This is a genomic window from Streptomyces sp. NPDC048255 (assembly GCF_040652415.1).
In the GTDB taxonomy this organism is placed as follows: Bacteria; Actinomycetota; Actinomycetes; order Streptomycetales; family Streptomycetaceae; genus Streptomyces.
This window is the reverse complement of sequence record NZ_JBEZMA010000080.1, coordinates 1-25,908: the sequence shown is the minus strand read 5'-3', so window position 1 is coordinate 25,908 and position 25,908 is coordinate 1. Positions and strand designations below refer to the sequence as shown.

Sequence of the window (25,908 nt, the reverse complement as noted above, 5' to 3'; positions counted from 1 at the left end):
GCATTCGTCAGTTCATGCCGACGCACCATGACCGACTCATGCCCGGAACGGCAGCAGATCCACCACCCGGGCAAGAGCCATCAGACACGGCCTAGGGCTCGGCCCGCAGGGTGCGGAAGAAGGTGCGGATGTCGCCGACCAGGAGGTCCGGCTGTTCCATGGCGGCGAAGTGGCCGCCCCGGTCGTAGTCGGTCCACTGGACGATGTTGTTGGTCCGTTCGGCGAGGTGCCGCAGCAGGACGAAGTTCTCCTGGGGGAAGTGGGCCAGGGCGGTGGGTGCCTTCGACGGTTCGGGGGGCGTGCCCCAGTAGTCGGCGTGCGCCCGCTCGTAGTAGAGGCGGGCCGAGGAGCCGGCCGTGCCCGTGAGCCAGTACAGCATCACGTTCGTGAGCAGGAGATCGCGGTCGACGGGCGCATCCGTCCACTCGTGGAACTTCTCGGAGATCCAGGCGAGTTGTCCGACGGGGGAGTCCGTCAGCCCGTAGGCGAGGGTCTGGGGGCGGGTGGACTGGATGTCCGCGTACCCCTGCTTGTCGCGGGTCCATTCCTTGAACCGTTCCCAGGATTCCCGGGTGCGTTCGGCCTGCTCCGGGGACAGTTCCGAGAGGTCGTCCGGTTCCTCCGTCATATAGGAATTCGGAATCAGGTTCAGGTGTACGCCGATGACCTCGGGCCTTATGCGTCCGATCTCGCGCGAAATGGCCGCGCCCCAGTCGCCTCCCTGGACGCCGTAGCGCTCGTAGCCCAGCCGGTTCATCAGCTCGGCGAAAGCGGCCGCGACCCGGCGGAACTCCCAGCCCGTTTCCCGCGTCGGCCCGGAGAGCCCGAAGCCGGGAATGCTCGGCAGGACCACGTGGAAGGCGTCCGCCGGGTCGCCGCCGTGGGCGGCCGGGTCCGTGAGCGGGCCCACGACCTCGGTGAACTCCACGATCGAGCCCGGCCAGCCGTGCGTCATGAGGAGCGGCGTAGCGCCCGGCTCCGGAGACCGTACGTGCGCGAAGTGGATGTTCGCCCCGTCGATCACCGTGGTGAACTGCGGCCATTCGTTCAGCTTCGCCTCGGCGGCCCGCCAGTCGTACTCGTGCCGCCAATACCGCGCCAATTCCTTCAGGTAATCCCCCGGAACTCCGTAAGCCCATCCCACTCCGGGGATTTCGTCAGGCCACCGGGTCCGGTCCAGTCGTTCGTGGAGATCGTCCAGATCGGATGGGGGAATGCTGATCCGGAACGGATCGGTTTCATCTGAAAGAATCATGCCGGTCATCCTATTTCATCCGTCCTCAGCATTCCGGTACGAGGGCCAGGGAGCGGACGAGGCCGGCGACTTCCGGCCAGTGGTTCTGGAGGTAGAAGTGGTCGCCGCTGAGCGTCTCCAGCCGGAACGGGCCCGTGGTGTGCTCCGACCAGGCGCGCAGGTCGTCCGGCAGGGCCACCGGGTCCACATCGCCGCCCAGCGCGACGAGGGCGCAGTTCAGCGGCGCGTCGCCGCGGGGGCGGTAGGTCTCGCTGGCCCGGTAGTCGCCGCGGATCAGCGGCAGCAGCAGGGAGCGCATCTCGGGATGTTCGAGCAGCTCGGCTGCCGTGCCGCCGAGCCAGACCACCTGCTGCGCCAGCGTCTCGTCGTCCAGCAGGTAGGAGGTGAGATGGCCATCATCGACGGCGACCGGATCGCCGCCCAGGCCGCCATGGAACGCATCGCCAAGGAGGCGCGCGAGTCCGGGAACGTCGAGGTCTCGGCCGAGGCGTGGCGCGCGCTCGCCGAATCCCTGGCGGCGGCGAACGGCGTCAGGGACGGATGATGCGCACCTGGAAGCTGCCGTTGCGCAGCTCGCCCACCACCGAGACGCTGACGCCCGTCTTCTCGTCGGTGAAGGTCTCGCCCGGCCGGAACGGGGCGTCCGACAGCTCCGCGTGGACATTGGGCCGCCGGGTGCAGCCTCCGCTCGCGCCCGCGCTGTCCGACACCGTCACCGGGCCCTGCCCGGTGTCCACGTCGGAGTCCACCCTGTAGATGAGGACACCGGGTTTGCAGACGGCCTCGTCGTTCCCGGCCTGGGTGCGTACCTCCACCGCGTAGCCGGCGCTCTCCGACAGCGGGACGAAGGCCAGTTTCGTGCCGCCGCGGACGGCCAGCGGCGACAGGACGTGGTCGCTGGCCCCGGGCTTCGACGCGCAGCTGATCTGCGTGCTCTCCAGCCAGCCCAGCTTCCACTTGTGCCAGCCCAGCAGGTCGTTGTTGGAGCCCCAGTCCTCGCTCATGATGTCCCAGTGCCCGACCGCGCCCCCGCCTTCGGAGGTGTACAGGTCGGGCAGGCCGAAGACGTGCCCGTTCTCGTGCGGGAGCACCCGGTAGCCGGTCTCCCGGTAGGTGCCGGAGCCGTCGTCCTGCCGGCTGTAGACGAAGGACGTGTTGGCCAGGGGAGCCCCGTCGGCGACGGGTGCCTCGCTGTTGCCCGAGAAGGTCACCGACAGGACGGTGTCCAGGGCGGACGGCCCGGCGTTGGGCGTGACCAGGATGTTGATCAGGTCGTACCGGCTGAAGTCCACCTCGGAGTCGGCGGCCTTCGCGATGTGCTCGACGAGCTGCCGGTAGCCGGGCTCGTACGGGGACCCGCGCTCGATGCCGTACGCCGCGAACGGCATCGGCATCCGCAGCCAGGTCTTTATCGGGGCCTCGGCCCGGTAGCTGAGCCGGCCGTAGGAGCTGGTCCGGAACCAGTCGGAGGTCTGGGGGAAGAACTCCGCCATCCGGTCCAGGGCCGTGCCCTCGCCCTTGGCGTCGGGGAAGTCGATCATCAGGTTCAGTGCGCGGACCTCGCCGGTCGAGCGGGAGTACCCGGGCGGGGTCGGCAGGCCCTCGGACATCTGCACGCCCATCGTGCCGGCGATCCGGCAGGGTGCGAGCGCCGATTCGGCTGTCGTGGCGACGGGCCCCGCCGCCGAGTGGCCGCGGCTGGATATCCCCGTGCTCGCGGTCGCCGTGACGCCGAGGGCCAGCGCGGTCAGACCGATGTACGCGCTGGTGCGGCGGGGATTGCGTATCCGGTGGCGGGTCTGCGGCATGGAGATCGCCCTCGAGTCCGCGGCAGCCGGCCGGGCCCGGTCTGCGCTCTGTCCGCCCACCCTCCGACGGCCGCGGCGCGCCCGCGCGCCGGGAGAGGCCGAACGTGCGCACCGCCGTGACTCAGGTCACACGGAGGAGTGAAATAACCGGGGACCTGATCCCCGTTTGCATGGGAGTCCCGCGAAGTGGGGACCGGCTCCCCGTTTGGGCGGGCCGCACGTGCCGCCGAGGAGGCCCCGGGAATGAAGAGCTCCGCCAGTACCGCCCCGGCGGCCGCGCCCGCCCCGGCGCAGGCCGTGGACCTGAGCGCGCCGACGCGCGTCCCGCGGCCGCGCGCCGACGCCGTGCGCAACCGCGAGCGCATCCTGACGGCGGCGCGCGAGGTGCTCGTGGAGTTGGGCCCCGGAGCCCCGTTCGACGAGGTCGCACGCCGGGCCGGAATCGGCAACGCCACCCTCTACCGCCATTTCCCCGACCGGAGCACCCTCGTCCACCACGTGGTGCTGTTCGTCATGGACCGGGTCACCGCCACGGCCGAGGCGGCCCTCGCCGAGGAGCCCGACGCCTTCGCCGCGCTGTGCCGCTTCACGCACACCGCCGCGGACGAGCGCATCGGCGCCCTGTGCCCGATGCTCGGCGACGGCTTCGACCGCGACCACCCCGAACTCCTGGACGCACGGGAGGCCTTGGAGGAGGCCGTCGGGACCATGGTGACCTCCGGCCAGGCCGCCGGACTGGTCCGCGCGGACATCGGCGTCGGCGATCTGATGGTCGCCCTGTCCCAGCTCAGCCGCCCCCTCCCCGGCACCGACTGCCTCGACGCCGACCGCTTCGTCCACCGCCATCTCCAGCTGTTCCTCGACGGGTTGAGGGCCCCGGCCCGCTCGGTGCTGCCCGGTTCGGCCGCCACCCTCGACGGGTTGCGGCGTAAAACCACATGACTCACGCAAGCGTCTTACATATCTTCTTTTCCGGTTAATCCAGTCATTCCGCACAGTGAAGTGGGTACCCCCATGTCAAAAACAGCCGCGACAGCGCCGCCGGCTGCGGATCCCAGTCGCTGGAAGGCACTCGTCTTCATAGCCCTGGCCCAGCTGATGGTCGTCCTCGACGCCACCATCGTGAACATCGCCCTCCCCTCCGCCCAGACCGACCTCGGCATCTCCGACGGCAACCGCCAGTGGGTCATCACCGCGTACGCGCTGGCCTTCGGCGGACTGCTCCTCTTCGGCGGCCGCATCGCCGACAAGTGGGGCCGTAAGAACGCCTTCGTCGTCGGGCTCATCGGCTTCGCCCTGGCCTCCGCGCTCGGCGGCGCCGCGAACGGCGAGGCCATGATGCTGGGCGCCCGCGCCCTCCAGGGTGCCTTCGGCGCACTGCTCGCCCCGGCGGCCCTCTCCCTGCTGGCGGTCATGTTCACCGACGCCAAGGAGCGCGCCAAGGCCTTCGGTATCTACGGTGCGATCGCGGGCGGCGGCGGCGCCGTCGGCCTGATCCTCGGCGGCTTCCTCACCGAATACCTCAACTGGCGCTGGACCTTCTTCGTCAACATCCCCTTCGCGATCGTCGCGGCCGTGGGCGCCTGGATGGTCATCCGCGAGCCCTCCGGCGGCCGCAACCGCGCGCCGCTCGACATCCCCGGCGTGGTCCTGTCCACGCTCGGTCTCGTCGCCCTGGTCTACGGGTTCACCCGCGCCGAGTCCGCGGGCTGGTCGGACAGCGTGACCATGGCCATGTTCATCGCCTCGGCGGCGCTGCTGGCGTCCTTCGTCTTCGTCGAGTCCAAGGTGAAGTCCCCGCTGCTGCCGCTGCGCGTCCTGCTGGAGCGCAACCGCGGCGGTGTCTACCTCTCGCTCGGCCTGGCCGTCATCTCGATGTTCGGCCTGTTCCTCTTCCTCACCTACTACCTCCAGATCGTGAAGGGCTACTCGCCCGTCATGACCGGTTTCGCGTTCCTCCCGATGATCGCGGGCATGATCGCGGGCTCCACCCAGATCGGCGCCCGACTGATGACCCGGGTCGCCCCGCGGCTGCTGATGGGCCCGGGCTTCCTGGTCGCCGCCCTCGGCATGCTGCTGCTGACCCAGCTCGAGGTCGGGTCCTCGTACCCGGCGCTGATCCTGCCCGCGCAGCTGCTCCTCGGCCTCGGCATGGGTACGGCGTTCATGCCGGCCATGTCCCTGGCCACGCACGGGGTGGACCCGGCCGACGCCGGAGTCGCCTCCGCCATGGTCAACACCTCGCAGCAGGTCGGCGGCGCCATCGGCACCGCGCTGCTGAACACCATCGCCGCCTCGGCGACCACCGCGTACCTGGCCGACCACGCGGCCGGGGCCGCCGGGGGCGGCGCGGCCGCGCAGCTCATCCAGGCCCAGGCCATGGTCGAGGGCTACGCCTCTGCCATCTGGTGGGCCGTCGGCATCCTGGTCGCCAGCTCGGCCATCGCCCTGACCCTGATCACCACGGGCCGGCCGGGCGCCGGCGGGCCGGTCGCCACGGGCTCCGAGGAGGCCGAACTCAAGGTCCCGGTGATCGCCCACTGACGGCGGCGCGCGCAGCGGAATGACTGATGACCCCATCTGGTTCAAATTTGAACCAGATGGGGTTAGTCTTTTTGAGGCAGCCCTGCACCGATGACGGAGGAGCGCCCCCATGATCCCGGCCCCCGCACCCCTGACCCCGACGGGCGCGACCCCGCACGGGACCCGCATGCCGGCGCTCTACCTCAGCCACGGAGCGCCACCGCTCGCGGACGACCCGGTCTGGCCGGGCGAGCTGGTCGCCTGGTCGGCGTCCCTGCCCCGCCCCACCGCGATCCTGATGGTCTCCGCCCACTGGGAGGAGGCCCCGCTCGCCCTCGGCGCCACCGAACCCGTCCCGCTCGTGTACGACTTCTGGGGCTTCCCCGAGCACTACTACCGGGTCCGCTACGGCGCCCCGGGCGCCCCCGGCCTGGCCGCCTCGGTCCGAGGGCTCCTCCAGGCCCCCGGCACCCCGGTCCAGGACATCCCCGACCGCGGCCTGGACCACGGCGCGTACGTCCCGCTGGTGGAGATGTTCCCCGAGGCCGACATACCGGTACTCCAGATATCCCTGCCGAGCCTGGACCCGCGCCGCCTGATGGACCTCGGCCGCAAGCTGGCGCCCCTGCGCGACGAGGGGGTCCTGATCGTCGGCAGCGGTTTCTTCACCCACAACCTGGCCGCGCTGCGGCACGCGGGCGTGCCCGCCTGGTCGGCGGAGTTCGACGCCTGGGGCCACGAGGCCCTCGCGGCCGGCGACCTGGACTCCCTGCTCGACTTCGAGGCCAAATCCCCCTCGGGCCGCCTCGCGCACCCCCGTACGGAACACTTCGCCCCGCTCTTCGTCACCCTCGGCGCGGCCGAGGCCGCCGGCGACCTCGACGCCCGCCGCGACACGGTGGACGGCTTCTGGATGGGCCTCTCGAAGCGTTCCCTCCAGTTCGGCTAGGACCTGTCCGCCCGGACAGCTCTCAGGGGGTCCGCCCGGGCCCGGTGATGTCCTCGCCGATGGTGAATCCCTTGGCGGGACCCTCGGGGACGGTGGCGCCGGATCCGTAGGCAGCCCTGACCTCGTCGTCGTAGACGGCGGCCTCGGGGTCGGGAGCGCTCAGCACGGTGATGGTGCCGCCCTCGTCGAAGTCGTCGATGAGGACGTAGACGGGGATGCCTGCACGCGCGTACTCGCGCCGCTTGCGGGTGCGGTCGCGCGTGATGCTGTCGCTGCCGGGGGAGACGACTTCGACGATCAGCTGGACGGCAGAGGCTTCGATGCCGATCCCGTCCTCGCTGCCGTGCTCTTCCACCTCCTCGGGTGCGACCAGGATGCCGGGGATCCAAACCTTCCGTGCGTGGATGACGTTCGTGTCCTGGAACGCTGCGGACTCGCCCCGATCCAGGAACTTGTCCAATGCGCGACGTAGGCGGTTGGCGATCTGGCTGTGCGACAAGCGACCCGTGGGTGACACCTCGATGAACCCCTCGACGATCTCGGCGTGGTAGCCCTCGGGGAGTTCCATGGCCTTCCATGCCTGCCACAGGACGTCGTCCAGGTCCGACGGGGGAGTCGTGACCTTCGGCATTACGGCCTCCAGCGTCTCGTGGGCGAGAGCGGTCATGTGCGGCACCTCCTCATAAGTGTGGGCGTCGCCGACCGGGCGGCACAAGCGACTCCCCGACCCTAGGAAGGTTCTGTCCCATGCCGAAGGAATATGCCTTCGGCTCACCCGGACGGGTGGTGACCCAGGCTCTTCTCGTACCACCGCACGTCCCAGAAGCGGCCGAACTTCCACCCCGCTTCCGTGAACTCCCCGACCCGGCGGAAGCCGAAGCGCTCGTGCAGGCGTACCGAGGCCTCGTTCGGCAGGGCGATGCCCGCGAACGCCCGGTGCACGGGCTCGTCGGCGAGCGCCGCGAAGAGGCGGTCGTAGAGCAGGGCCCCGATGCCGCGGCCCACCGCGTGCGGGGCCAGGTAGACGCTGACCTCCACCGAACTCGCGTACGCCGGCTTCGGGCGGAATGGGCTGCTTGTGGCGTATCCGGTCATTCGATCGCCAGTCCAGGCAACCAGAAGCCGGTGCGGCCCGTCTTCAGGGTGGGAGTGCAGCCACGGGCGGCGCTGTTCCGGACTGCAGGGCGCCGTGTCGAATGTGACGGCGGTCTCACGGACGTAGTGGTTGTACACCTCCGTGAGGCCCTCCAGATCGGCCTCCGTCCCGGGCCTGACCTGCACACCTTCGGGTTCTTGCGGCATTGGGCCCCCTCCGTTGCCGGGTATGGCGGGGCAGGATACTGCAAGATCTCGAAAAAGAGGGAGCGACGTGGGAATTCTGTCCCGTTTCCAGTCGTTGTTTCCTTCGGAAGCGGGCACTCGGGAGAGTGTCCGGGGACGCACCACCCCACCACGGTGGCCGTCCGGCAGCCGCACCGCGACCGAACTCATCGCAAGGGAGCACGCATGGCAACCCGCGCCGTCGCCCGTCGTCAGTCCACGAGCAGCGCCCGCGCTGTGGGCGGGGAGATCGCAGACCGCGACCTGGTCGGCATGTACCTGGACGAGATCGCGCGCACCCCGCTGCTCGACGCGGCCAAGGAAGTGGAGCTCTCCCAGATCATCGAGGCGGGCGTGTACGCCCAGCAGATCCTCGACGGCGCCATAGAGCGCGACGGGGACACCCTGGCCGGCGAGGAGCTGGAGGCGCTGGCCGCCGAAGGCGAGCGCGCCAAGGAGATCTTCATCCGCTCCAACCTCCGCCTCGTCGTGGCCGTCGCCCGCCGCTACCCGCGCAGCGGCCTGCCGCTCCTCGACCTCATCCAGGAGGGCAACGCCGGCCTGGTCCGCGCCGTCGAGAAGTTCGACTACGCGAAGGGCTTCAAGTTCTCCACGTACGCCACGTGGTGGATCCGCCAGGCCATCACCCGTTCCATCGCCGACCAGTCCCGCACCATCCGCCTCCCCGTCCATCTGGTCGAGGAGCTCGGCCGGATCCGCCGCATCCAGCGCGAGTTCAACCGCGAGCACGGCCGGGACCCGGAGCACGCGGAGATCGCCGCCGAGCTCGACTCGACGGAGAAGCGCGTGGGCGACGTACTGGACTGGGCGCGCGACCCGGTCAGCCTCAACATGTCGGTGGACGAAGACGGCGACACGCAGTTCGGCGACCTCCTGGAGGACACCTCCGCGATCTCGCCCGAGCAGTCCGTCCTCTCGCTGCTGCGCAGCGAGGAGCTGGAAGACCTGCTGGGCAAGCTCGACCAGCGCACCGCGTCGATCATCAAGATGCGGTACGGCATCGACGACGGCCGCGAGCGCACCCTCACGGAGGTCGGCAAGCAGCACGGCCTGACCCGCGAGCGGATCCGCCAGATCGAGAAGCACGCCCTCCTCGAACTCAAGCGGATGGCCCGCGACACAGGCTTCGACGCCGTAGCCTGACCCCCCAAATACGAGCCCCGGCGCCTATCCCCCCCAGGCGCCGGGGCTCCCCCTTTTCCCCGCAGGGCCAGCTTCCGAAGCCGGGCCGTGGGGTGGGGCCGCGCAGGAGAGTCCCCGCAGGACGAGCGCGCAACTCAGGCCGGACGCTCCCGCCGGGGCCCGCTTCCGCAGCCGGGCCGTGGGGTGGGGACGCGCAGGAGAGTCCCCGCAGGACGAGCGCGCAACCCAGGCCGGACTCTCGAAGCCGGGGCCAAGTGCGCGAGCCGAGGAGACGCTCCGGAGCGTCCCCACCCCACCCCCGCACCCGGCCAAGCCCCCCGCAGGGGGAAGGGCGGCCACCAGCCACGAGCTACGGCGCCGCAGCCGAGGCCCCAGGAACCGCCGAGCCCGGCGCAGCCGACACGGCAGCCGACAGCCGCGCCCCCAGCACCGCCGCCGCCTCCGCCAGGGCCGCCGGGGAGTGGACCGTGAAGGCCAGCCCGGTCAGGGCCAGACGTGCCGCCAGCCACTCCGGCGGATCCCCGGTCTCGAACCGAAGCCGCACCGACTCCGAGCCCGCCACCGCCGCCGAGCCGGAAGCCGCCGCCAAGCCCCCCGCCGAGCCGGACGCCGACCCCGACCCCGCCGCCCGCCCGGCCAGGGCACCCGCCCCGTCCCGCAACCAAGCCGGCAGCTCCGCCACCCCAGCCGCGACCGTGACGTCCACCGGGTACGTCAAGCCACCCCGCAGCCCCTTCCGCACGAACGCCTCCGCATCCATCGGCAGCTCCCGCGGCGCGAACCGGGCCCCCGTGGCGAACGGCTCGCTCACCCGGTCCACCCGGAAGGTGCGCCAGTCCTCCCGCTCCAGGTCGTAGGCCATGAGGTACCACCGGCTCCCCGTGCTGACCAGCCGGTACGGCTCCACCAGCCGCTTGGAGTCCGCCCCGTCCCGCGCCCGGTACGCGAACCTCAGCCGCTCCCGCCCCGCCACCGCCGAGGCCATCGTCGTCAGCGTCCGGGGGTCCACGCTCGCCCCGTCCCCCCGCGTCAGCGCGACCGTGGCCGACTGGAGCGCGCTCACCCGGTGCCGCAGCCGCGCGGGCAGGACCTGTTCCAGCTTCGCCAGGGCCCGTACGGAGGCCTCCTCGACCCCCTCGATCGCATGCCCGGCCCCGGCCCGCAGCCCCACCGCGATCGCCACCGCCTCCTCGTCGTCGAGGAGCAGCGGCGGCATCGCGGCCCCCGCCACCAGCCGGTACCCCCCCTCCGCGCCCAGCGTGGCCTCCACCGGGTACCCGTACTCGCGGAGCCGTTCGATGTCGCGCCGGATCGTGCGGGCGCTCACCCGCAGCCGTTCCGCCAGTTCGCTCCCGGGCCATTCGCGGGGGGTCTGGAGGAGGGACAGCAGGGAGAGCAGCCGTGCCGGGGTGTCGGTCATGAGATCCAGGTTGCCAGCGAAATAGGACACGGACCGACCTACATGCCGTCTAGGTTTCTCTCCATGAGCACCGAGACGTCCAAGGCATCGCCCGAAAGAAAGAACGGGCCCGTACAAGAAGAGCGGAACGACACCCTCAACGACGAAACGAGCAGCAGCTCGACCGCCGACCGCCGCCGCTGGCTGGCGCTCGCCATCGTGATGACCGCGGCCTTCATGGACCTGGTCGACGTCACGATCGTCAACATCGCGATACCCAGCATGCGCCAGAACCTCGGCGCCTCCACGAGCGCGATCCAGTGGATCACCGCCGGCTACGCCCTCGCCTTCGCCGCCGGCCTGATCACCGGCGGCCGTCTCGGTGACATCTACGGGCGCAAGCGCCTCTTCCTGATCGGCATCGCCGGATTCACCGCCGCCTCGCTGCTCTGCGGCATTGCCGCCGATCCGGGCATGCTCGTCGCCTCCCGCCTCCTCCAGGGCGCCATGGCCGCCATGATGGTCCCGCAGGTGCTGGCGATCATCCACGTGACCTTCCCGCCCCACGAGCGCGGCAAGGTGTTCGGCATGTTCGGTGCGATCGTCGGCCTCGGCGCCGTCTCGGGTCCGATGCTCGGCGCGCTGCTCACCGAGTGGAACCTGTTCGGCCTCGAATGGCGCCCGATCTTCCTGATCAACCTGCCGGTCGGCATCGCCGGCGTGATCCTGGGCCGCAAGTTCATCACCGAGTCCAAGGCCCCCCAGGCCCTGCGCCTCGACCTGGTCGGCGTGGTCCTCGCGACCCTCGCCCTGGTCATGCTGATCTTCCCGCTCACCCAGGGCCGTGAGAACGACTGGCCGCTGTGGGGCTTCGTGTGCATGGGCGCGGCGCCGTTCGTCTTCGCCGCGTTCCTCTCCTACGAGAAGTACAAGATCAAGAAGGACGGCTCCCCGCTCGTGGAGCTCTCCCTCTTCAAGGTCAAGAGCTTCGCGGGCGGCATCGCCGTCCAGCTGACCTTCGGCATCGCGACCGGCATCTTCTTCCTGGTCTGGACGCTGTACATGCAGTACGGCCTCGGCTGGAGCGCGCTGCGCGCGGGCGCGACCGGCATCCCCTTCTCCCTGGCCGTCTCGGCCTCCGCCGGCCTGTCCGTCCAGAAGCTCGTGCCCCGGTTCGGCCGCAAGGTGCTCCAGGCCGGCGCGCTGACCATGGCCGCGGGCCTGATCCTCTACATCTGGGAGTCCGAGCACTACGGGATGGACATCGCCTCCTGGCAGATGGCCGCCCCGCTGGTCATCCTCGGCATCGGCATGGGCCTGATCGTGGCCCCGCTCACCGACACCGTCCTGTCCGAGGTGCCGCGCGAGCACGCCGGTTCCGCCTCCGGCCTGATCAACACCACGGGCCAGATGGGCAACGCGCTGGGCCTCGGCCTGACCTCCGTGGTCTTCTTCGGGCTGATCGAGGACGACATGGTGCTCGGGTCGCCCTACGTCGAGGCCTTCCGCGGCGCGCTGTGGTGGGTGGTGGCCGTCCTGGTCGTGATCTTCGCGGTGATGTTCATGCTGCCGCGCAGGCAGCTCCCGGCGGAGCAGCGCGAAGGCGGCTCCGAGGCCGTCGGCCTCGCCCCGGAGAAGGTCCCCGCCCTGTAGTCCTGCCATGTGGTCCGGCCGCGTCACCCCGAACGGGCATGTCCGCTTTTGTTGGCGGACATGCCCGTTTGCTTGGCTTTGGCCGGTCGGCGGCGTACGGTAGGGGACAACCCACAAACTCGGGCATACCGACCCCTCGCCCGAAACCCCCACCGAGCGGACCTGAACCACCCATGTACGCACCGGAACGCCAGCAGGAGATCCTCCGCCTCGCCCGCGAGGCGGGCCGGGTCGAGGTGCTCTCGCTCGCCGACCGGTTCCAGGTCACGGCCGAGACCGTACGCCGCGACCTCACCACCCTCGACCGGGCCGGCCTGGTCCGCCGCGTGCACGGCGGGGCCATACCGGCCGGCCGTCTCGACTTCGAGCCGGACCTCACGGAGCGCGAGGGCACCGCCGCCGACGAGAAGGACCGCATCGCGGCGGCCGCCCTGGCCGAACTCCCCGACGGCGGCAGCATCGTCCTCGACGCCGGCAGCACCGTGGCCCGCCTCGCGGCCGCGATCCCCCTGGAGTCCGCGCTCACCGTCGTCACCCACGCGCTGCCCGTCGCCGCCCGGCTCGCCGGCCACACCGGCATCGACCTCCACCTCGTCGGCGGCCGCGTCCGGCACCGTACCCGCGCCGCCGTCGACGCGTGGGCCCTGCGCGCCTACGCCGAGATCCGCGCCGACGTCCTCTTCCTCGCCACGAACGGCTTCGCGGCCGGACGCGGCCTGACCACCCCCGACCTGGCGGAGGCGGCCGTCAAACGGGCCGCGATCGCCGCGGCCCGCCGGGTCGTGCTCCTCGCCGACTCCGCGAAGGCCGGACAGGAGCACTTCGCCCGCTTCGCCTCCTTCACGGAGGTAGACCTGCTCATCACGGACACGGGGCTCGCCCCCGCTCACAAGGCGGCGATCGAGGCCGCCGGTACGGAAGTCGTGCTCGTATGATCCTCACCGTCACCCCCAACCCCTCCCTCGACCGGACCTACGAGGTCCCCTCGCTGGACCGCGGCGAGGTGCTGCGTGCCCACGCCGACCGGGTCGACCCCGGAGGCAAGGGCGTCAACGTCTCCCGCGCGGTGGCGGCCGCCGGCTTCCGCACGACGGCGGTCCTCCCGCTGGGCGGCGCCCCGGGCACGGTGCTCGCCGAACTCCTGGGCTCCCAGGGCGTGGACGTCACCGCGGTCTCGATCTCCGGCCGGACCCGCTCGAACGTCTCCCTCGCCGAACCGGACGGAACCCTCACCAAGGTCAACTCGCCCGGCCCGGAGCTCTCGCCGGAGGAGTCGGCGCTCCTGCTGGAGACGGTCCGCACCTGCGCCGGCAGCCCCGCCTGGATCGCCTGCTGCGGCAGCCTTCCCCGCGGCCTCGCGCCCGGGTGGTACGCCGAACTGGTCGCCCGCGCCCACGAGGCCGGAGCCCGCGTCGCCCTGGACACCTCCGGGCCCGCGCTGCTGGCAGCGCTCCCCGCCCGGCCCGACGTGATCAAGCCGAACGCCGCGGAGCTCGCGGAGGCCGTCGGCCGCCCCCTGCCCACCCTGGCCGACGCGGTCAAGGCCGCGGAGGAGCTCCGCTCGCTGGGCGCGGGCGCCGTACTGGCCTCCCTCGGCGCGGACGGCCAGCTGCTGGTCTCCGCCGAGGGCACCTTCTACGGGACCGCGCCCGTGGACACGGTCCGCAGCAACGTCGGCGCGGGCGACGCCTCCCTGGCCGGCTTCCTGATCGCGGGAGGCGCCGGCGCACCCGCCCTGGCCTCGGCGCTGGCCTACGGCGCGGCCGCGGTCCAGCTCCCCGGCAGCGCCGTGCCGACCCCCTCGGACCTGCGCCCCGACACGGTCCACGTCACCCAGGACCTGCCCCTGGACCTCCCGCTGCCCGAATCGGCCGCCCTCTGACCCGTACCGCCCTCTGACCCGTACCGCCCTCTGACCCGTACCGCTCGGGCGGCCGCGTCAGCGCACCCGCGCGCGCAGTTCCATGGCTCCCCGCGCGGCCGCCTCGCTCTCGTACACCTCGCACATGTGCCGCCCGTCCGGCGTCGCCGTGTGCTCGACCTCCCACAGGCTGACCTCGGCCCCGTCCAGCAGGACGAAGGCGTGCTCGTACAGGCTGAAGCCGGCGTCGCGTCCGTCCGTCAGGCACTGGCGCCCGCCGAACGCCTGGGTGATCTGGTGGGCGTACGCCGAGCGCAGCCGCTCCGCCGTCCGCTCGCCGGGGCGGTCCTCGTTCTCCGCGCGGCGCAGCACCCGGCGGGCGTGGTCGGCGGACTGCTCCACCGCATACTCCCGGTGCCGCCGCGCCGGAGCCGAGGCCGCCAACAGGGCGCTGAGCGCCGCCATGTCGTCGTCGTGCTCGTCGTCGCCCGGCAGCAGCGCCGGGTCCAGGGCCGCCTCGGCGGGGATCTCACCGAAGAGGCGGGCCACGGCCAGGCAGGTCTCCGCCTTGCTCACGAAGATCTCGTGCCGCACGGTCCGGTCCCCCTCCTGTCGGTACGCCAGCTCCCACAGCGAGGCCGAACCGCCGTCGGCCAGCAGGTAGGTGTGCTGGTGGGTCTCCCGCCAGATCCCGGTCGCCGGGCTGTGGTGGGTGGTGTGGAGCGAAGAGCTGTGGGCGAGCGCCGTGGCGAGGCGCTCGACCAACCGGTCCGGCAGGTCGAAGGAGTTGAGGGCGCGGCCCAGGAGTCGATCGAGGTGGGCCTCGGTTGTCTCGTACGGATCGCTCAAGGTGGGTCTCCAGGCCGTCGCAGCTTGTCACTTCGCGGAAGCACAACGTAGCCCCTGGTTCTGACATCACGTCCGGGCTTCGGTAAAACGTCCGGGAAGCAACGGGGGTTCCCGCCACACCTTCAGGTCAACTTGCGTAGGGATGAGCACGGTTCGGCCCGCTCTGTGGGGGAGCGCGGGAATATGGGCGGCATGGCAACGAAAACAGTGGGCGTCCCGCGCCAGCAGGGGCGGCCCGGCACGAGACACGAGGGTGAACGAACCGCCGCCCCCCGGGGGTTGGCCTGGCTGCTGGCCCTCACCGGAGCCGCCGGGGTGCTGGCCTCCTGGGTGATCACCCTCGACAAGTTCCTGCTGCTGGAGGACCCGGACTTCAAGCCCGCCTGCAGTCTGAACCCCGTCGTCTCCTGCGGCAGCGTGATGCAGAGCGAGCAGGCGGCGGCCTTCGGCTTCCCCAACCCCATGCTGGGCCTGGTCGCGTACGCCGTCGTGGTGTGCGTGGGCGCGGGCCTGCTGGCGGGCGCCGCCTACCGTGGCTGGTTCTGGCTGGGCCTGCACGCGGGCACGCTCTTCGGCGTCGGCTTCTGCTCCTGGCTGATGGCGCAGTCGCTCTACGAGATCAACGCGCTCTGCCTGTGGTGCTGCCTGGCCTGGGTGGCGACGCTGCTGATGTTCTGGGCGGTCACCGCGCACAACGTCCGTACGGGCATCCTTCCCGCGCCCGCACCGCTGCGGGGCTTCTTCGCCGAGTTCGCCTGGGTCCCGCCCGTGCTGCACACCGGGGTGATCGGGATGCTGGTCCTCACCCGGTGGTGGGAGTTCTGGACCTCCTGAACCGGGGGCGTACGGCCACGCGCGAGGGCCCCGGCAGCTGGAGGCTGCCGGGGCCCTCGTCACATCGCTCCGCGGTGAGCGGCGATCAGCTGCCGATGGAGCCGTTGCCCGACAGGACCGGGATGTTGCTGAGGATGTGCGAGAGCGGCTCGTCGCCCTTGGCCTGGGTGGAGTTCTCGGTGCACTGCTGGTTCTGCGGGTTCGACAGGACGTTGATGTCCTGGACGCCCACGTTGACGAACGCAAGGATCGACTGGGCGTTGACCTTCGCCGGCAGACCGATGCAGGGCTTGTTCAGGGTGCCCTGGACGAGACCGAGCTGCGGGCTCAGGTCACCGTGGGTCTTCTGGTTGCCGTAGATCTGCTGGGAACCGTTGCCGTTGACGGTGTTGATCCCGTGGTCGTTGCCGATCGCCATGGCCGGGGCCGCGGCAGCAGCGCCCGCGCCGACCGCAACGGCGGAGACCGCGGCGGCGGTCATGAACTTCTTGAACATCTTGATCCTTCTGTCGCACGAGTGCCCGCTGATGGAGCGCCCTGGTCAACTGCCCTGCCAGGGGGTTGGTTCCGCTGCTTCACTCAAACGGCCTGTGGGGGGCGCGGTTTTCCCCGGCCCGGGTGAGAGGCCTCCGGACGCCTGCGCGAAGCCCGTACGAAGCCCGCATCGGCGAGCTCTCCGGTTGCGCTCCGTGGAAGGTGTTCGCACGGTGGGTGAGAAAGCGGATCGCTCAGATCCGCTTCCGTGCGACCCGAGAAGGAACACCCATGCACCGCACGAAGCCGTCCCGCGCCCGCATCCTCGTCCCGTCGGCCCTCGCGGCGGCCATACTCTTCGCCGCGGCTGCCCCGGCGAGCGCCCTCGGCGACGCGGACCGTACGGCCGCCCCCCGGGCCGCTGCCGCCGGCCCCATCGACGACCTCGTGAACGGCATCCTCGACGCGATCAGGGGCCTGCTGCCGCCGGGCGTCAGCCTGCCCGACCTCGACCTCCCGGAGATCGAGCTCCCCGAGATCCAGCTGCCGGAGATCCCGGGAGTGACGCTCCCGCAGATCCCGGGCATCGAGCTCCCCGCACTGCCGCCGCTCACGCCGCCGACGCTGCCGGTCCCGGCCGCGCCGGTGGAGCTGGTGCCGGAGATCCCCGACATCCCCGACATCCCTGACATCCCCGAACTCCCTGCCCTCCCGGCCGGGGCCGGCGGCCTTCCTTAACGGTCGGGCACCGCACAGTGGTTACGACTATTGAGCTGAACAGGTCTGATCGTGTGCGTAACCGTGTCGTCTGGGAAGGTGGACCGTTTCGCTCGGTGTGCGCCCCGAATCGGGGCAGAACATCGAACAGAAGGTGCACTTCCCATGAACTCTGCCAAGAAGGCCGCCCTGGTCCTGGCCACCGCTGGTCTCGCTGCGGCCGGTGCCGCCGGCTCCGCTGTCGCCGACTCGTCGGCCGAGGGCGCGGCCGTGGGTTCCCCCGGTGTCCTCTCGGGCAACCTGCTCCAGGTCCCGGTCCACATCCCGGTGAACGTCTGCGGTAACTCCGTCAGCATCATCGGCGCGCTGAACCCCGCGTTCGGCAACATCTGCGTCAACGACTGACGTCAGCGCACAACCGACTGTGGGCGCCCCGGCCTCGCCGGTGGCGCCCACAGTCGTGTTTCCGGGACGCTCAGTGCGCGCCGCCGTTGAGCTTCACGCCGCCGAGGAGCTCCGGGGACGCCTGGGTGGCTCCGTTCGCGAGGCTGAGCACCTCGCCCGGCACGTTGTTGCGGACCTGGTTGACCTTCTGGACGGTGCCCAGGACCTTGTCGATGCCCGCGCCCTGCTCGGCCAGCGCGGCACCGACGATCTCGGGGGACCGCTCGGAGACCGGGTTCACCGCTTCCGTCACCGCCGTCACCCCGCTGGTCAGGCTCATCGGCACGGCGGCCGGTGCGTCGGCCGCGAAGGCGGGGGCGGAGGCGCCGAGGGCGGCGACGGAGCCGGCCAGGACAGCGGCGACCTTCGAAAGCTTCATTGTGGAAATCCTCATTCTTTTCGTGGGCAGAGGCATCGGCGGCGACCGTCGCGCCGCTTTCGCCTTGGGTAACGATTACCGGCCGCTGCGGAAACGCCGTTACGCACACGGTTCCGATCGGGGTCATGACAGCGGCCGGAGAATCCGACAAAGGATTCTCCGGCCGAAATTTCTTCTGATTAACCGTATTGCCGGTCAGGCGATCCGCGACCGCCGGTACAGAATCGCGCCGCCCAGGATCAGGGCCGAGGCGAGGGCCGCCGCGGCCGCGGGCTGACCCGCGCCGGTCTCGGCGAGCACCGGTGCACTCACGTGCGCGGGAGCCGGCGCGGGGGCGGTGGGGGCGGGACCGGGCGCGGGTGCGGGCTCCGGTGCCGGGGGCAGGTGCACGGGGGCGTCACCGCCGGGGGCGGTCGGCGGCTGGTCCGCCGGAGTTACGGCTTCCGGCGCGGGCAGGGGCGCCGGGGCCTGCTGCTCGACGGGCTGGCTCCCGTGCGGCGGCCGCGGTGCGGGAGCCTCCTCGACCGGGGCCGGGGCCGGCAGCGGGGCCGGAGCCTCCTCCACCGGGGCCGGCAGCGGCGCGGGCGCCTCGTCGGCCGGGGCGGGGAGCGGGGCGGGGGCTTCCGGGGCCGGCGGCTCGGGTGCCGGGAGCGGCTCGGGGGCGGGTGCCGGAGCGGGCTCCGGGGCCTCCTGTACGGGCTCCGGTGGGGGCGCGGGCGCCGGGAGCGGCTCGGGACGCGGGGGCGCCGGGGGAGCGTGGTGCGCCGGGGGCGGGGCGGACTCGGGGTGGTCGTCGCACTCCTCCTCGCCCTTCTCCTCACCGGAGTTGCCGTAGCCGCCCTCGTGGCGCGGCTCCTCGTGGCGCGGGGCTGCGTGCCGCGGGGCCGCGTGGCGTGGCCCCTGGGGACGCGGGGCCTCGTACTGCGGCTCCTCGTGGCGCTGTTGCGGCACCGCGCGCCGTGCCTCGCGCTCGTCGAGGTAGCGCTCAAGCGCCTCCGCCTGCTCGGGGCTGAGGTAGCGCTCGTACTCGTGGTGGGAGCGCTCGGCGTCGGAACCGGTCGTGGTGGCGCAGGTGTTGCCCATCGAGGGGTTCAGCGCCGCACCCCCGTCCACGCTGTTGCCGCACACGTTGGGGGCGAAGGTGAGCGGTACCGAGACGCTGTTGCCGGACAGCACGCCCGGTGAATGCGCGGCCTCGGCGCTCGCTCCGGGGTGTGCGTAGGCAGCGCCGGTCGCGATCGACAGCAGACTCGACGCGGCCGCCGCCGTGAGCATCCCCTTGCCCAGTACCTGTCGGCTCAGTACCTGTCGCATGGGTCCTTCCCTGTCTACCGGCGGTGCGCCGGTGCTGAATCGGAGGTGGCCCCGGAGTGCACCGCCGTGCACTCCGAGGCCACCCCGAGGAGGCTTGCCCTCGCGGGCACAAGCGCTTCGTCAGTAGTTGACGCAGGTGTTGCCGAACGCGGGGTTCAGCAGCGCGATCACGTTGACGGTGTTGCCGCAGACGTTGACCGGGATGTGCACCGGGACCTGGAGCAGGTTGCCGGACAGGACGCCGGGGGAGCCGACGGCCTTGCCCGCGGCGTCGGCGTCGGCCATGGCGGGGGAGGCGGCACCGGCGGCCATCACAGCGCCGGCGGCCAGCACCACTGCCTTCTTGTACTTCATTTGATTTCGATCCTTCCCGCAGAGGCGTATCCACTGCAGAAATAACAACGAGCGGCTCCGGGAAAAGAAACCACAGGATTTAGGCGGCAGATCGGTAATTCGCTCCGATGCTGGGCCGCAATTCGGGATGCCGGTGGATTTGCCGTGCTATTCACAGAACGGCGGCCCGCGCACCGGCGGGGTGCCCCAGACGCGGCGAGGCCGCCGCGACCCGAAGGTGCGGCGGCCTCGCTGGCGCGGGGCGCGATCAGCTGCCGGCGGAGGCGTTGCCGGAGAGGATCGGGATGTTGCTGAGGATGTGAGAGAGAGCCTCGTCGCCCTTGGCCTGGGTGGAGTTCTCGGTGCACTGCTGGTTCTGCGGGCTGGACAGGACCGGGATGTCCTGGACGCCGACGTTGACGATCGCGAGGAGCGACTGGACGTTGGCCTTCGCGGGCAGGGCGATGCAGGGCTTGTTGAAGGAGCCCTGGATCAGCGCCATCTGCGGGCTCATGTTGCCGTACGTCGACTGGTTGCCGTAGATCTGCGAGGCGCCGTTGCCGTTGACGGTGTTGATGCCGTGGTCGTTCCCGATGGCCATCGCCTGCGGAGCCATGGCGGCACCCATGCCCACGACCGAGGCCGCAACCGCTGCCGAGGCCATCATCTTCTTGATCATTGTTGTCCCTTTTTTGACAGGATTGCCCGGTACTGGAGCACCTGGATCAACGGCCCCGCCCCGGTCCCGGTTGCGTGGCTTCACTCGGATGCCGCCGTTTCGGACGGCGAGGTTGACGCTCAGGCGTTCACGCAGGTGTTGCCGAACGCGGGGTTCAGCAGGGCGATCACGTTGACGGTGTTGCCGCAGACGTTGACCGGGATGTGCACCGGGACCTGGAGCAGGTTGCCGCTCAGCACACCGGGGGAGCCGGCCGCGATGCCCTCGGCGGAGGCGCCGCCGTGCGCGGACGCGAGGCTCGCGGCGCCCATCAGGGCGGCGGTGCTCGCGACGGCGAGGGTGGTGCCGCGCATCAGCTGCTTCTTCATCTCCGCTTTTCCTTTCCGTTCGAACGATGGTGCATGGCATAACGACCCGCCCGCCGCAAGGGTGCGCGCGATCGCCCAAAAGGCCGTACGAGCGAGTCCGACGTGATTTCCAGCCCGATTTCTGACAAAGTGCACTCCTGTTTTGTCCCCTTGATCGAATATGGAGACAGGGTCATGGGTTCCTCCCGCAGAATCCTCGGCACGCTCGGTCTGCTGTCCTGCCTCACCCTTTCCGTGAACCTTCCGGGGGCGGCGGCCGCGGCTCCCGCGCCCAAGGAATTGCCCCGGGTTCCGTTCACCCAGCGTTACCAGGCCGTCCAGCACGGCGGGCTGGTCCGGGCCTCCAACTCGGGCATCAGCTGCCGCAGGGAGGAGTCGCCGCAGGCCGAGCCGTGCGCCGAGGTCAAGCGGGGCGCGGCCGGGGTCAACGGCGACTTCGAGATGTTCTACAGCGAGGTCGACAAGGACCCGGACACCTACAACTCGACCCGGGCCGAGCTGAAGGTCCCCAAGGGCGCGAAGGTCTCGTACGCCCGGCTCTACTGGGGCGGGAACCTGCGGGTGGGGGAGCAGAAGCCGCCGGAGGACAACGGGCGGGTGCTCGTCGCCGAACCGGGCGGCGCGTACAAGGAAGTGCTGGCCGACACGGTCATCGGGCACCACGCGGACGCGGGCAGCGATGCCTACCAGGCCTCCGCCGACGTGACCCCGCTGGTCCGCAAGGGCGGCGCCGGCATGTGGACGGTCGCCCAGCTCAACATCGCCATGGGGCACTCCGAGGTGGGTGCCTGGGGCGGCTGGACCCTGGTCGTCGCCTACGAGCACCCGCAGGAGCCGGTCCGCCGGATCTCGCTGTGGGACGGGTTCGAGGACCTGGCCGCAGGTGGTGGCGAGGCGGCCGGGGAGACGGTCGGGATCGACGGTCTGGACGCGCCGGCCGGGTCCGCGGGGCGGGCCGGGGTGGTCGCGTACGACGGGGACCGCGGCACCCTCGGGGACTCGCTCACGGTGACGGCGGACAGCGGGCGCCGGGTGAGCCTCAGCGATGAAGAAAATCCTTTTAATGATGTTATGAATTCCACGATCACGGAATTCGGGAATCACTCGTTCGTGCGACAGCCCGAACATATGAATAATCTCGGATATGACGCGGACGTGTTCGACCTGAGTCCCGCCCTGTCCGGTGGTGCCCGCAGCCTGAGTTTCAGGTTCACGGGCGAAAGTCAGGGTCATTTCCTCGGCGTGCTCTTCGTTCAGACAGACGCGCGCCGCTGAACGTAGGAGATCGCTCCGCGTGCCCACACAGCCTTTGACCGCACAGCCCACGACCGTCCTTCACCTCGTCCAGCCCGTGGAGGGCGGTGTGGCCCGGGTCGTCGTCGACCTCGTCCGCGCCCAGTCCGCCGCAGGCCTGCGCACCGTCGTCGGCTGCCCGCGCGGCGGGGTCCTCGCCGACGCGGCCCGGGACGCCGGGGCCGAGGTGCTCGCCTGGCGGGCGGGCCGGTCCCCGGGGCCCGCCCTGCCCGCCGAGGTGATCGGTGCCCGGCGGCTGGTCCGCCGGGTCCGGCCCGACCTGCTGCACGCCCACAGCGCCAAGGCGGGACTGGCCGGGCGGCTCGCCGTGCGCGGGTCCCTGCCCACCGTCTTCCAGCCCCACGCCTGGTCCTTCGACGCCGTCGGAGGGGCCACCGCCGCGCTCGCCCTGCGCTGGGAGCGGTACGGGGCCCGCTGGGCCGACCGGGTGCTCTGCGTCAGCGAGGCCGAACGCCGCGCGGGCGAGACCGAGGGCATCACCGCCCACTGGTCGGTGATCCGCAACGGCGTCGACCTGGAGCACTTCCGCCCCGGCGCACCGGACCCCGTACAGGACAAGGCCCTGGCGCGGGCCGCACTGCCCCTGCCGGACGGATTTCGCGGCGAAGGGCCGCTGACCGTCTGCGTGGGCCGGCTGTGCCAGCAGAAGGGGCAGGACATCCTGCTGCGGGCCTGGCCGGAGCTCGTGGGGACCGTCCCCCGGGCGCGCCTCGCCCTCGTCGGCGACGGCCCCGACATCGAACGGCTGCGCCGCACGGCCCCGCCGGGCGTGCTCTTCGCCGGTGCCGCCTCCGACATCCGACCGTGGCTTCGGGCCGCCGATCTCGTTGTACTGCCGTCGCGGTGGGAAGGCATGGCGCTCGCCCCGCTCGAAGCCATGGCCTGCGGCCGACCGGTCCTGGTCTCCGACGTCAGCGGTGCCCGGGAGAGCCTGCCGCCCGGCCAGGGACGGCTGTGCCTGGTACCGCCGGAGGACCCGACGGCGCTGGCCAAGGCCCTGGGACGGCTGCTGACCGAACCGCGGCTGCTCGCCGAACTCGGGGAGCAGGCCCGGCAGCACGCCCGGACGGACTTCGACGTGCGGCGGACCACGGACGCGGTCACCGGCCTGTACCACGAACTGCTGGGCAGGCCCCGGCCCTTGAACCAGGAGCGCATCAGCCGATGACGATGGACAGCGCACCCGCCCGGCACACCGGGCAGGGCGGTACGGGGCCCGCCGGCGGCAGCGCTTTCGCGCCCGCGCCCCACCCGGCGGCCCGCAGGTCCGCGGCCGCCATCCACCCCCCGCGCGGCCCCAGGGCCGACCAGGCCCGGACCGCCCTACGGCCGCGGCGGGTCCGTCGCCGTGACGGGCTGCTCCCGCTGCTGACCGCCGACACGCTGGCCGCCGTGCTCACCGCGACGGCCGTGCAGGGACCCGCGCTGCCGGTCGCGGCCGCCCTGCCGGCCGCCGTGCTGTTCGCGGCGCTGAACGCGCAGGCCGGGCTGTACCGGCCGCGCCTGGCCCCCTCCGCACTCCTCGAACTGCCCGCGCTGGCCGGGCGGTCCGCCGCCCTGTGGTGCGGGGTCGCGGCCGTGCTGGCCGCCGTCGACCCCGGCCGGACCCTGGGCTGGAGCGTGCTGCTCACCGCGGTCTGCGCCCAGGTGGTCCTCGCGTGCGCGGGCCGCGGGGCCGTGAACCAGCTCCGCCGCCGCGCCGCCGTGCGCAGGCCCGCCTCCGCCCTCGTGGTCGGGCCCGGCGCCGGGGCGGCCGCGGTGGCCGCCGCCCTGCACGGCCGGCCCGAGTACGGGCTGCGCCCCGTCGGCCTGGCCGACACCCCCGCCGCCGGCGGCGAGGCGCAGCCGGCCCGGTCCGGCGGCCTGCCGGTGCTCGCCACCCACGAGGACGTGCGGCGGGCGGTCATCCAGAACTCCGTCCGGCACGCCGTGTTCACCCGCCCGGCCGAGGCCGACGAGCGCACCGCCTCCCTGGTCCGGCTCTTCCACGACCACGGCTGCCGGCTCTGGCTCGCCGACCCGGCCGGTACCGCCAAGGTCACCGGCATGCGGGTGCCCCACCCCGCCGACCAGCTGTGGGGGTACGCCGTACAGCCCCTGCTGCCGCGTCCGGCGCGGCCGCTGGAGCGCTGGGCCAAGCGGGGCATCGACACCGTGCTCGCCGCGCTCGCGCTGGTCGCCGCCGCCCCGGTGATGGGCGCGTGCGCCCTGGCCGTCCGGCTCGGGGACGGGCCGGGGGTGATCTTCCGCCAGGAGCGGGTCGGCCTGTACGGGCGCCCCTTCACCCTGCTGAAGTTCCGTACCCTGCGCGCCGACGAGCACGAGGCCGCCACCCGCTGGACGGTGGCGGGCGACCGGCGGATGAGCCCGGTCGGCTCCTTCCTGCGCAAGTCCTCGCTGGACGAGCTGCCGCAGCTGTGGAACGTCGTACGGGGTGACATGAGCCTGGTCGGCCCGCGCCCCGAACGGCCCTTCTTCGTCGCGAAGTTCAGCAGCATCCACCCCGGCTACGAGGCCCGCCACCGGATGCCCGTCGGCATCACCGGCCTGGCCCAGATCAACGGCCTGCGCGGGGACACCTCCATCGAGGACCGGGCCCGCTTCGACAACCACTACATCGACACCTGGTCGCTGTGGCAGGACCTGTGGATCCTCGCCCGCACCGCGGCCTCCTTCTTCCGCTTCCGGCTGGGGGGCAGCTGATGAGCCTCGCCGTATCCCTGCACGGCTCCCGGTCCGACCGGACCGGCCGGCCTGCGCAGCCCGCTCGGCCCGACCGGCCCGCCCGCCCCGACCTGGCGGGCCTGCTGCGCCGGCACTGGCCGCTGCTGCCGCTCGCCGCGACCGTGCTGTTCCTGCTGGCCCCGCTCCCGGCGGGCGACGCGACCACCTCCGGCAAGGTCGGCCCCGCCGACGCCGCCTCGCTGCTGCTCGTCCTGGTCTGCGCGGTGCAGGCGCTGCGCGGCCGGGTGCGGGAACTGACCCCGCTGGGCGTGCTCGTGCTCGGGATGCCCGCCGTGGGCCTGGCCGTCGCGACGGTCACCGCCGGGGACCCCTACGCCGCCCTGCCGGGCTTCGTGCGCTACCTCCAGGTGTTCGTGCTCGTCCCGGCCGCCGTGGTGCTGCTGGTGCGCGACGCCAAGGAGTTCCGGCTGGCCGCGGGCTGCTTCGTGGTCCTGGCGCTGGTGCAGGGCGCGGTGGGCGTCGTGCAGTACGCGACCCGCACCGGGGCCTCGTACCAGGGCGAGGACATCCGGGCCGTGGGCACCTTCGGCCCCGGTGACGTCATGGGCATGGCGACGGTCGTGGCCTACGGGCTGGTCGTCGCGACCGCAGCTGCGCTCGCGCCGGGGCTGCCGCGCCGGATCCGGCGGATCGCCGGGGTCTCGGCCCTGGTGCTGGTGCTGCCCCTGATGCTGTCCTTCAGCCGGGGCGCCTGGATCGCCACCCTCGGCGCGGCGGTGCTGGTGATGGGCCTGGCCGGGATCCGGCGCGCGCTGAAGGTGCTGCTCGCGCTGGCCGCGGCCGGGGTGGTCCTGGTGGGCGGGCTCGGGGTCGGCTCCGAGATGGTCGCCGAGCGGCTCACCTCCATCACCCAGGTCTCCAGCGCCCCCGACCAGTCGGTGACCGACCGCTACACGATGTGGGCCGCCGCCGGATCGATGTGGCGCGAGCGGCCCGCCGCCGGAGTGGGCCTCAAGGGCTTCCCGGCCCACCGCGACGGGCACTCCTCGCTGGGCCTGTCCTCCGGCAGCGACACCGCCGGCGCGGGGCAGGCGTACATCCGCCAGCCGCTGCTCTCCCCGCACAACATGTACCTGCTGATCCTCAGCGAGCAGGGCCTGATCGGGCTGACCGCGCTGGCGGGAGGCTGGGCGGCGCTGCTGGTCGCGGGCATCCGCCGGGTGGCCACCGGCGGCGGCGCCGCGATCCGGGACTGCGGGCTGATCGCGACCGGGCTGTTCGTGTGGCAGCTGACCGACTTCCTCTACGCGGACATCGGCGGCCCGTCCACCGTCCTCACCGGAGTGATCATCGGCCTGGCCGCGTGGTGGGCCCTTCCCCCCCGGGGGGACGCGGGGTCCGGCAGCCCGGTGCCGCACGGTCCGCGGAGCTCACCGGGCCGGCCGGCCCATGACGGGCCGGCGGCCCGGTGACGGATACGACGCCCTGGCGGCGGCCCGCGGCCGCGGCGACCGAGGTCGGCCCCGCGGCGGGGCCCCCCCCCCCGCGAAGGGAGAGCGGCGGGGTGGGGGAGAGGGGGAGAATTG

At 72.0% G+C, this 25,908-nt stretch carries 28 protein-coding genes; 15 read left to right on the top strand and 13 right to left on the bottom strand.

What is annotated here, in order from left to right; all coding sequences use genetic code 11:
- Positions 1 to 91: 91 nt before the first annotated feature.
- On the bottom strand, positions 92 to 1,255 hold the full coding sequence (locus AB0D94_RS34610; RefSeq protein WP_362060704.1) for an epoxide hydrolase family protein: 1,164 nt from the start codon (positions 1,253 to 1,255) through the stop codon (positions 92 to 94).
- 25 nt (positions 1,256 to 1,280) lie between these two features.
- Complete coding sequence (locus AB0D94_RS34605) at positions 1,281 to 1,601, bottom strand: thioesterase domain-containing protein (protein ID WP_362060701.1); 321 nt, start codon at positions 1,599 to 1,601, stop codon at positions 1,281 to 1,283.
- On the opposite strand from AB0D94_RS34605, the gene AB0D94_RS34600 reads away from it, so the two are divergent.
- A complete protein-coding gene (locus AB0D94_RS34600) occupies positions 1,560 to 1,799 on the top strand; it encodes a hypothetical protein (protein ID WP_362060714.1) in 240 nt (79 codons plus the stop codon). The genes AB0D94_RS34605 and AB0D94_RS34600 overlap by 42 nt on opposite strands.
- On the opposite strand, the gene AB0D94_RS34595 is transcribed toward AB0D94_RS34600, so the two are convergent.
- Entirely contained in the window at positions 1,786 to 3,063 is a 1,278-nt protein-coding gene (locus tag AB0D94_RS34595) for a M6 family metalloprotease domain-containing protein (protein ID WP_362060698.1), read from the bottom strand. The genes AB0D94_RS34600 and AB0D94_RS34595 overlap by 14 nt on opposite strands.
- Positions 3,064 to 3,306: 243 nt before the next feature.
- On the opposite strand from AB0D94_RS34595, the gene AB0D94_RS34590 reads away from it, so the two are divergent.
- The 3 genes from AB0D94_RS34590 to AB0D94_RS34580 all read left to right on the top strand — a co-directional run bounded on the left by AB0D94_RS34590 (position 3,307) and on the right by AB0D94_RS34580 (position 6,535).
- Entirely contained in the window at positions 3,307 to 4,005 is a 699-nt protein-coding gene (locus AB0D94_RS34590) for a TetR/AcrR family transcriptional regulator (protein WP_362060694.1), read from the top strand.
- 72 nt (positions 4,006 to 4,077) lie between these two features.
- Positions 4,078 to 5,607, top strand: a complete 1,530-nt coding sequence (locus AB0D94_RS34585) for an MFS transporter (protein ID WP_362060691.1) — start codon at positions 4,078 to 4,080, stop codon at positions 5,605 to 5,607.
- 109 nt (positions 5,608 to 5,716) lie between these two features.
- Entirely contained in the window at positions 5,717 to 6,535 is an 819-nt protein-coding gene (locus AB0D94_RS34580; protein ID WP_362060688.1) for a class III extradiol ring-cleavage dioxygenase, read from the top strand.
- Positions 6,536 to 6,557: 22 nt separating this feature from the next.
- Here AB0D94_RS34580 and AB0D94_RS34575 read toward each other — a convergent pair whose 3' ends face one another.
- Together AB0D94_RS34575 and AB0D94_RS34570 are read right to left on the bottom strand one after the other, a co-directional pair.
- A complete protein-coding gene (locus AB0D94_RS34575; protein ID WP_362060685.1) occupies positions 6,558 to 7,202 on the bottom strand; it encodes a Uma2 family endonuclease in 645 nt (214 codons plus the stop codon).
- Positions 7,203 to 7,306: 104 nt separating this feature from the next.
- Positions 7,307 to 7,837: an N-acetyltransferase family protein gene (locus tag AB0D94_RS34570; protein ID WP_362060682.1), complete on the bottom strand. Its 531-nt coding sequence runs from the start codon at positions 7,835 to 7,837 to the stop codon at positions 7,307 to 7,309.
- A 204-nt stretch (positions 7,838 to 8,041) separates the two neighbouring features.
- On the opposite strand from AB0D94_RS34570, the gene AB0D94_RS34565 reads away from it, so the two are divergent.
- Complete coding sequence (locus AB0D94_RS34565) at positions 8,042 to 9,019, top strand: sigma-70 family RNA polymerase sigma factor (protein WP_362060679.1); 978 nt, start codon at positions 8,042 to 8,044, stop codon at positions 9,017 to 9,019.
- Positions 9,020 to 9,368: 349 nt separating this feature from the next.
- Here AB0D94_RS34565 and AB0D94_RS34560 read toward each other — a convergent pair whose 3' ends face one another.
- Positions 9,369 to 10,439 (bottom strand): YafY family protein, encoded by a 1,071-nt coding sequence (locus tag AB0D94_RS34560; RefSeq protein ID WP_362060676.1) that lies wholly within the window; start codon positions 10,437 to 10,439, stop codon positions 9,369 to 9,371.
- Between the two features lie 201 nt (positions 10,440 to 10,640).
- Here AB0D94_RS34560 and AB0D94_RS34555 point away from each other — a divergent pair, with 201 nt between their 5' ends.
- The 3 genes from AB0D94_RS34555 (at position 10,641) to pfkB (ending at position 13,953) form a co-directional block, all read left to right on the top strand.
- Positions 10,641 to 12,071 carry an MFS transporter gene (locus AB0D94_RS34555; protein WP_362060711.1) on the top strand — a complete coding sequence of 477 codons (1,431 nt, stop codon included), beginning with the start codon at positions 10,641 to 10,643 and terminating at the stop codon, positions 12,069 to 12,071.
- A gap of 173 nt (positions 12,072 to 12,244) precedes the next feature.
- The gene (locus tag AB0D94_RS34550) at positions 12,245 to 13,006 is read left to right on the top strand and encodes a DeoR/GlpR family DNA-binding transcription regulator (RefSeq protein WP_362060673.1); all 762 of its coding nucleotides are present in this window, start codon (positions 12,245 to 12,247) and stop codon (positions 13,004 to 13,006) included.
- Positions 13,003 to 13,953, top strand: coding sequence for a 1-phosphofructokinase (gene pfkB / locus AB0D94_RS34545; protein WP_362060670.1), 951 nt, complete (start codon positions 13,003 to 13,005; stop codon positions 13,951 to 13,953). Before AB0D94_RS34550 ends, pfkB begins: the two co-directional genes overlap by 4 nt.
- A gap of 57 nt (positions 13,954 to 14,010) precedes the next feature.
- On the opposite strand, the gene AB0D94_RS34540 is transcribed toward pfkB, so the two are convergent.
- Positions 14,011 to 14,781 (bottom strand): DUF6227 family protein, encoded by a 771-nt coding sequence (locus AB0D94_RS34540; protein ID WP_362060667.1) that lies wholly within the window; start codon positions 14,779 to 14,781, stop codon positions 14,011 to 14,013.
- 192 nt (positions 14,782 to 14,973) lie between these two features.
- Here AB0D94_RS34540 and AB0D94_RS34535 point away from each other — a divergent pair, with 192 nt between their 5' ends.
- Positions 14,974 to 15,615, top strand: coding sequence for a vitamin K epoxide reductase family protein (locus tag AB0D94_RS34535; protein ID WP_362060664.1), 642 nt, complete (start codon positions 14,974 to 14,976; stop codon positions 15,613 to 15,615).
- A gap of 85 nt (positions 15,616 to 15,700) precedes the next feature.
- Here AB0D94_RS34535 and AB0D94_RS34530 read toward each other — a convergent pair whose 3' ends face one another.
- Entirely contained in the window at positions 15,701 to 16,111 is a 411-nt protein-coding gene (locus AB0D94_RS34530; RefSeq protein WP_362060661.1) for a rodlin, read from the bottom strand.
- A 269-nt stretch (positions 16,112 to 16,380) separates the two neighbouring features.
- Here AB0D94_RS34530 and AB0D94_RS34525 point away from each other — a divergent pair, with 269 nt between their 5' ends.
- Positions 16,381 to 16,827 carry a hypothetical protein gene (locus AB0D94_RS34525; protein ID WP_362060658.1) on the top strand — a complete coding sequence of 149 codons (447 nt, stop codon included), beginning with the start codon at positions 16,381 to 16,383 and terminating at the stop codon, positions 16,825 to 16,827.
- 144 nt (positions 16,828 to 16,971) lie between these two features.
- Positions 16,972 to 17,211 (top strand): chaplin, encoded by a 240-nt coding sequence (locus tag AB0D94_RS34520; protein WP_266936165.1) that lies wholly within the window; start codon positions 16,972 to 16,974, stop codon positions 17,209 to 17,211.
- Positions 17,212 to 17,281: 70 nt separating this feature from the next.
- Here AB0D94_RS34520 and AB0D94_RS34515 read toward each other — a convergent pair whose 3' ends face one another.
- The 5 genes from AB0D94_RS34515 to AB0D94_RS34495 form a co-directional block, all read right to left on the bottom strand.
- Entirely contained in the window at positions 17,282 to 17,629 is a 348-nt protein-coding gene (locus AB0D94_RS34515) for a hypothetical protein (RefSeq protein ID WP_362060655.1), read from the bottom strand.
- 195 nt (positions 17,630 to 17,824) lie between these two features.
- Positions 17,825 to 18,943: a chaplin gene (locus AB0D94_RS34510; RefSeq protein ID WP_362060652.1), complete on the bottom strand. Its 1,119-nt coding sequence runs from the start codon at positions 18,941 to 18,943 to the stop codon at positions 17,825 to 17,827.
- Positions 18,944 to 19,063: 120 nt separating this feature from the next.
- Entirely contained in the window at positions 19,064 to 19,297 is a 234-nt protein-coding gene (locus AB0D94_RS34505) for a chaplin (protein ID WP_362060649.1), read from the bottom strand.
- Positions 19,298 to 19,544: 247 nt separating this feature from the next.
- On the bottom strand, positions 19,545 to 19,955 hold the full coding sequence (locus tag AB0D94_RS34500) for a rodlin (RefSeq protein ID WP_362060646.1): 411 nt from the start codon (positions 19,953 to 19,955) through the stop codon (positions 19,545 to 19,547).
- A 119-nt stretch (positions 19,956 to 20,074) separates the two neighbouring features.
- A complete protein-coding gene (locus AB0D94_RS34495; RefSeq protein ID WP_362060643.1) occupies positions 20,075 to 20,323 on the bottom strand; it encodes a chaplin in 249 nt (82 codons plus the stop codon).
- A gap of 102 nt (positions 20,324 to 20,425) precedes the next feature.
- Between AB0D94_RS34495 and AB0D94_RS34490 the strand changes: the two genes are divergently transcribed.
- Genes AB0D94_RS34490 through AB0D94_RS34475 form a run of 4 tightly spaced genes read left to right on the top strand, consistent with a single transcriptional unit; the run spans position 20,426 to position 25,794 of the window.
- A complete protein-coding gene (locus tag AB0D94_RS34490) occupies positions 20,426 to 21,598 on the top strand; it encodes a DUF3344 domain-containing protein (RefSeq protein ID WP_362060640.1) in 1,173 nt (390 codons plus the stop codon).
- Positions 21,599 to 21,617: 19 nt separating this feature from the next.
- Complete coding sequence (locus AB0D94_RS34485; protein ID WP_362060637.1) at positions 21,618 to 22,805, top strand: glycosyltransferase; 1,188 nt, start codon at positions 21,618 to 21,620, stop codon at positions 22,803 to 22,805.
- Positions 22,806 to 22,807: 2 nt separating this feature from the next.
- The gene (locus AB0D94_RS34480; protein ID WP_362060707.1) at positions 22,808 to 24,340 is read left to right on the top strand and encodes an exopolysaccharide biosynthesis polyprenyl glycosylphosphotransferase; all 1,533 of its coding nucleotides are present in this window, start codon (positions 22,808 to 22,810) and stop codon (positions 24,338 to 24,340) included.
- On the top strand, positions 24,340 to 25,794 hold the full coding sequence (locus tag AB0D94_RS34475; protein WP_362060634.1) for an O-antigen ligase family protein: 1,455 nt from the start codon (positions 24,340 to 24,342) through the stop codon (positions 25,792 to 25,794). The genes AB0D94_RS34480 and AB0D94_RS34475 overlap by 1 nt, the downstream gene beginning before the upstream one ends.
- Positions 25,795 to 25,908 lie beyond the last annotated feature (114 nt).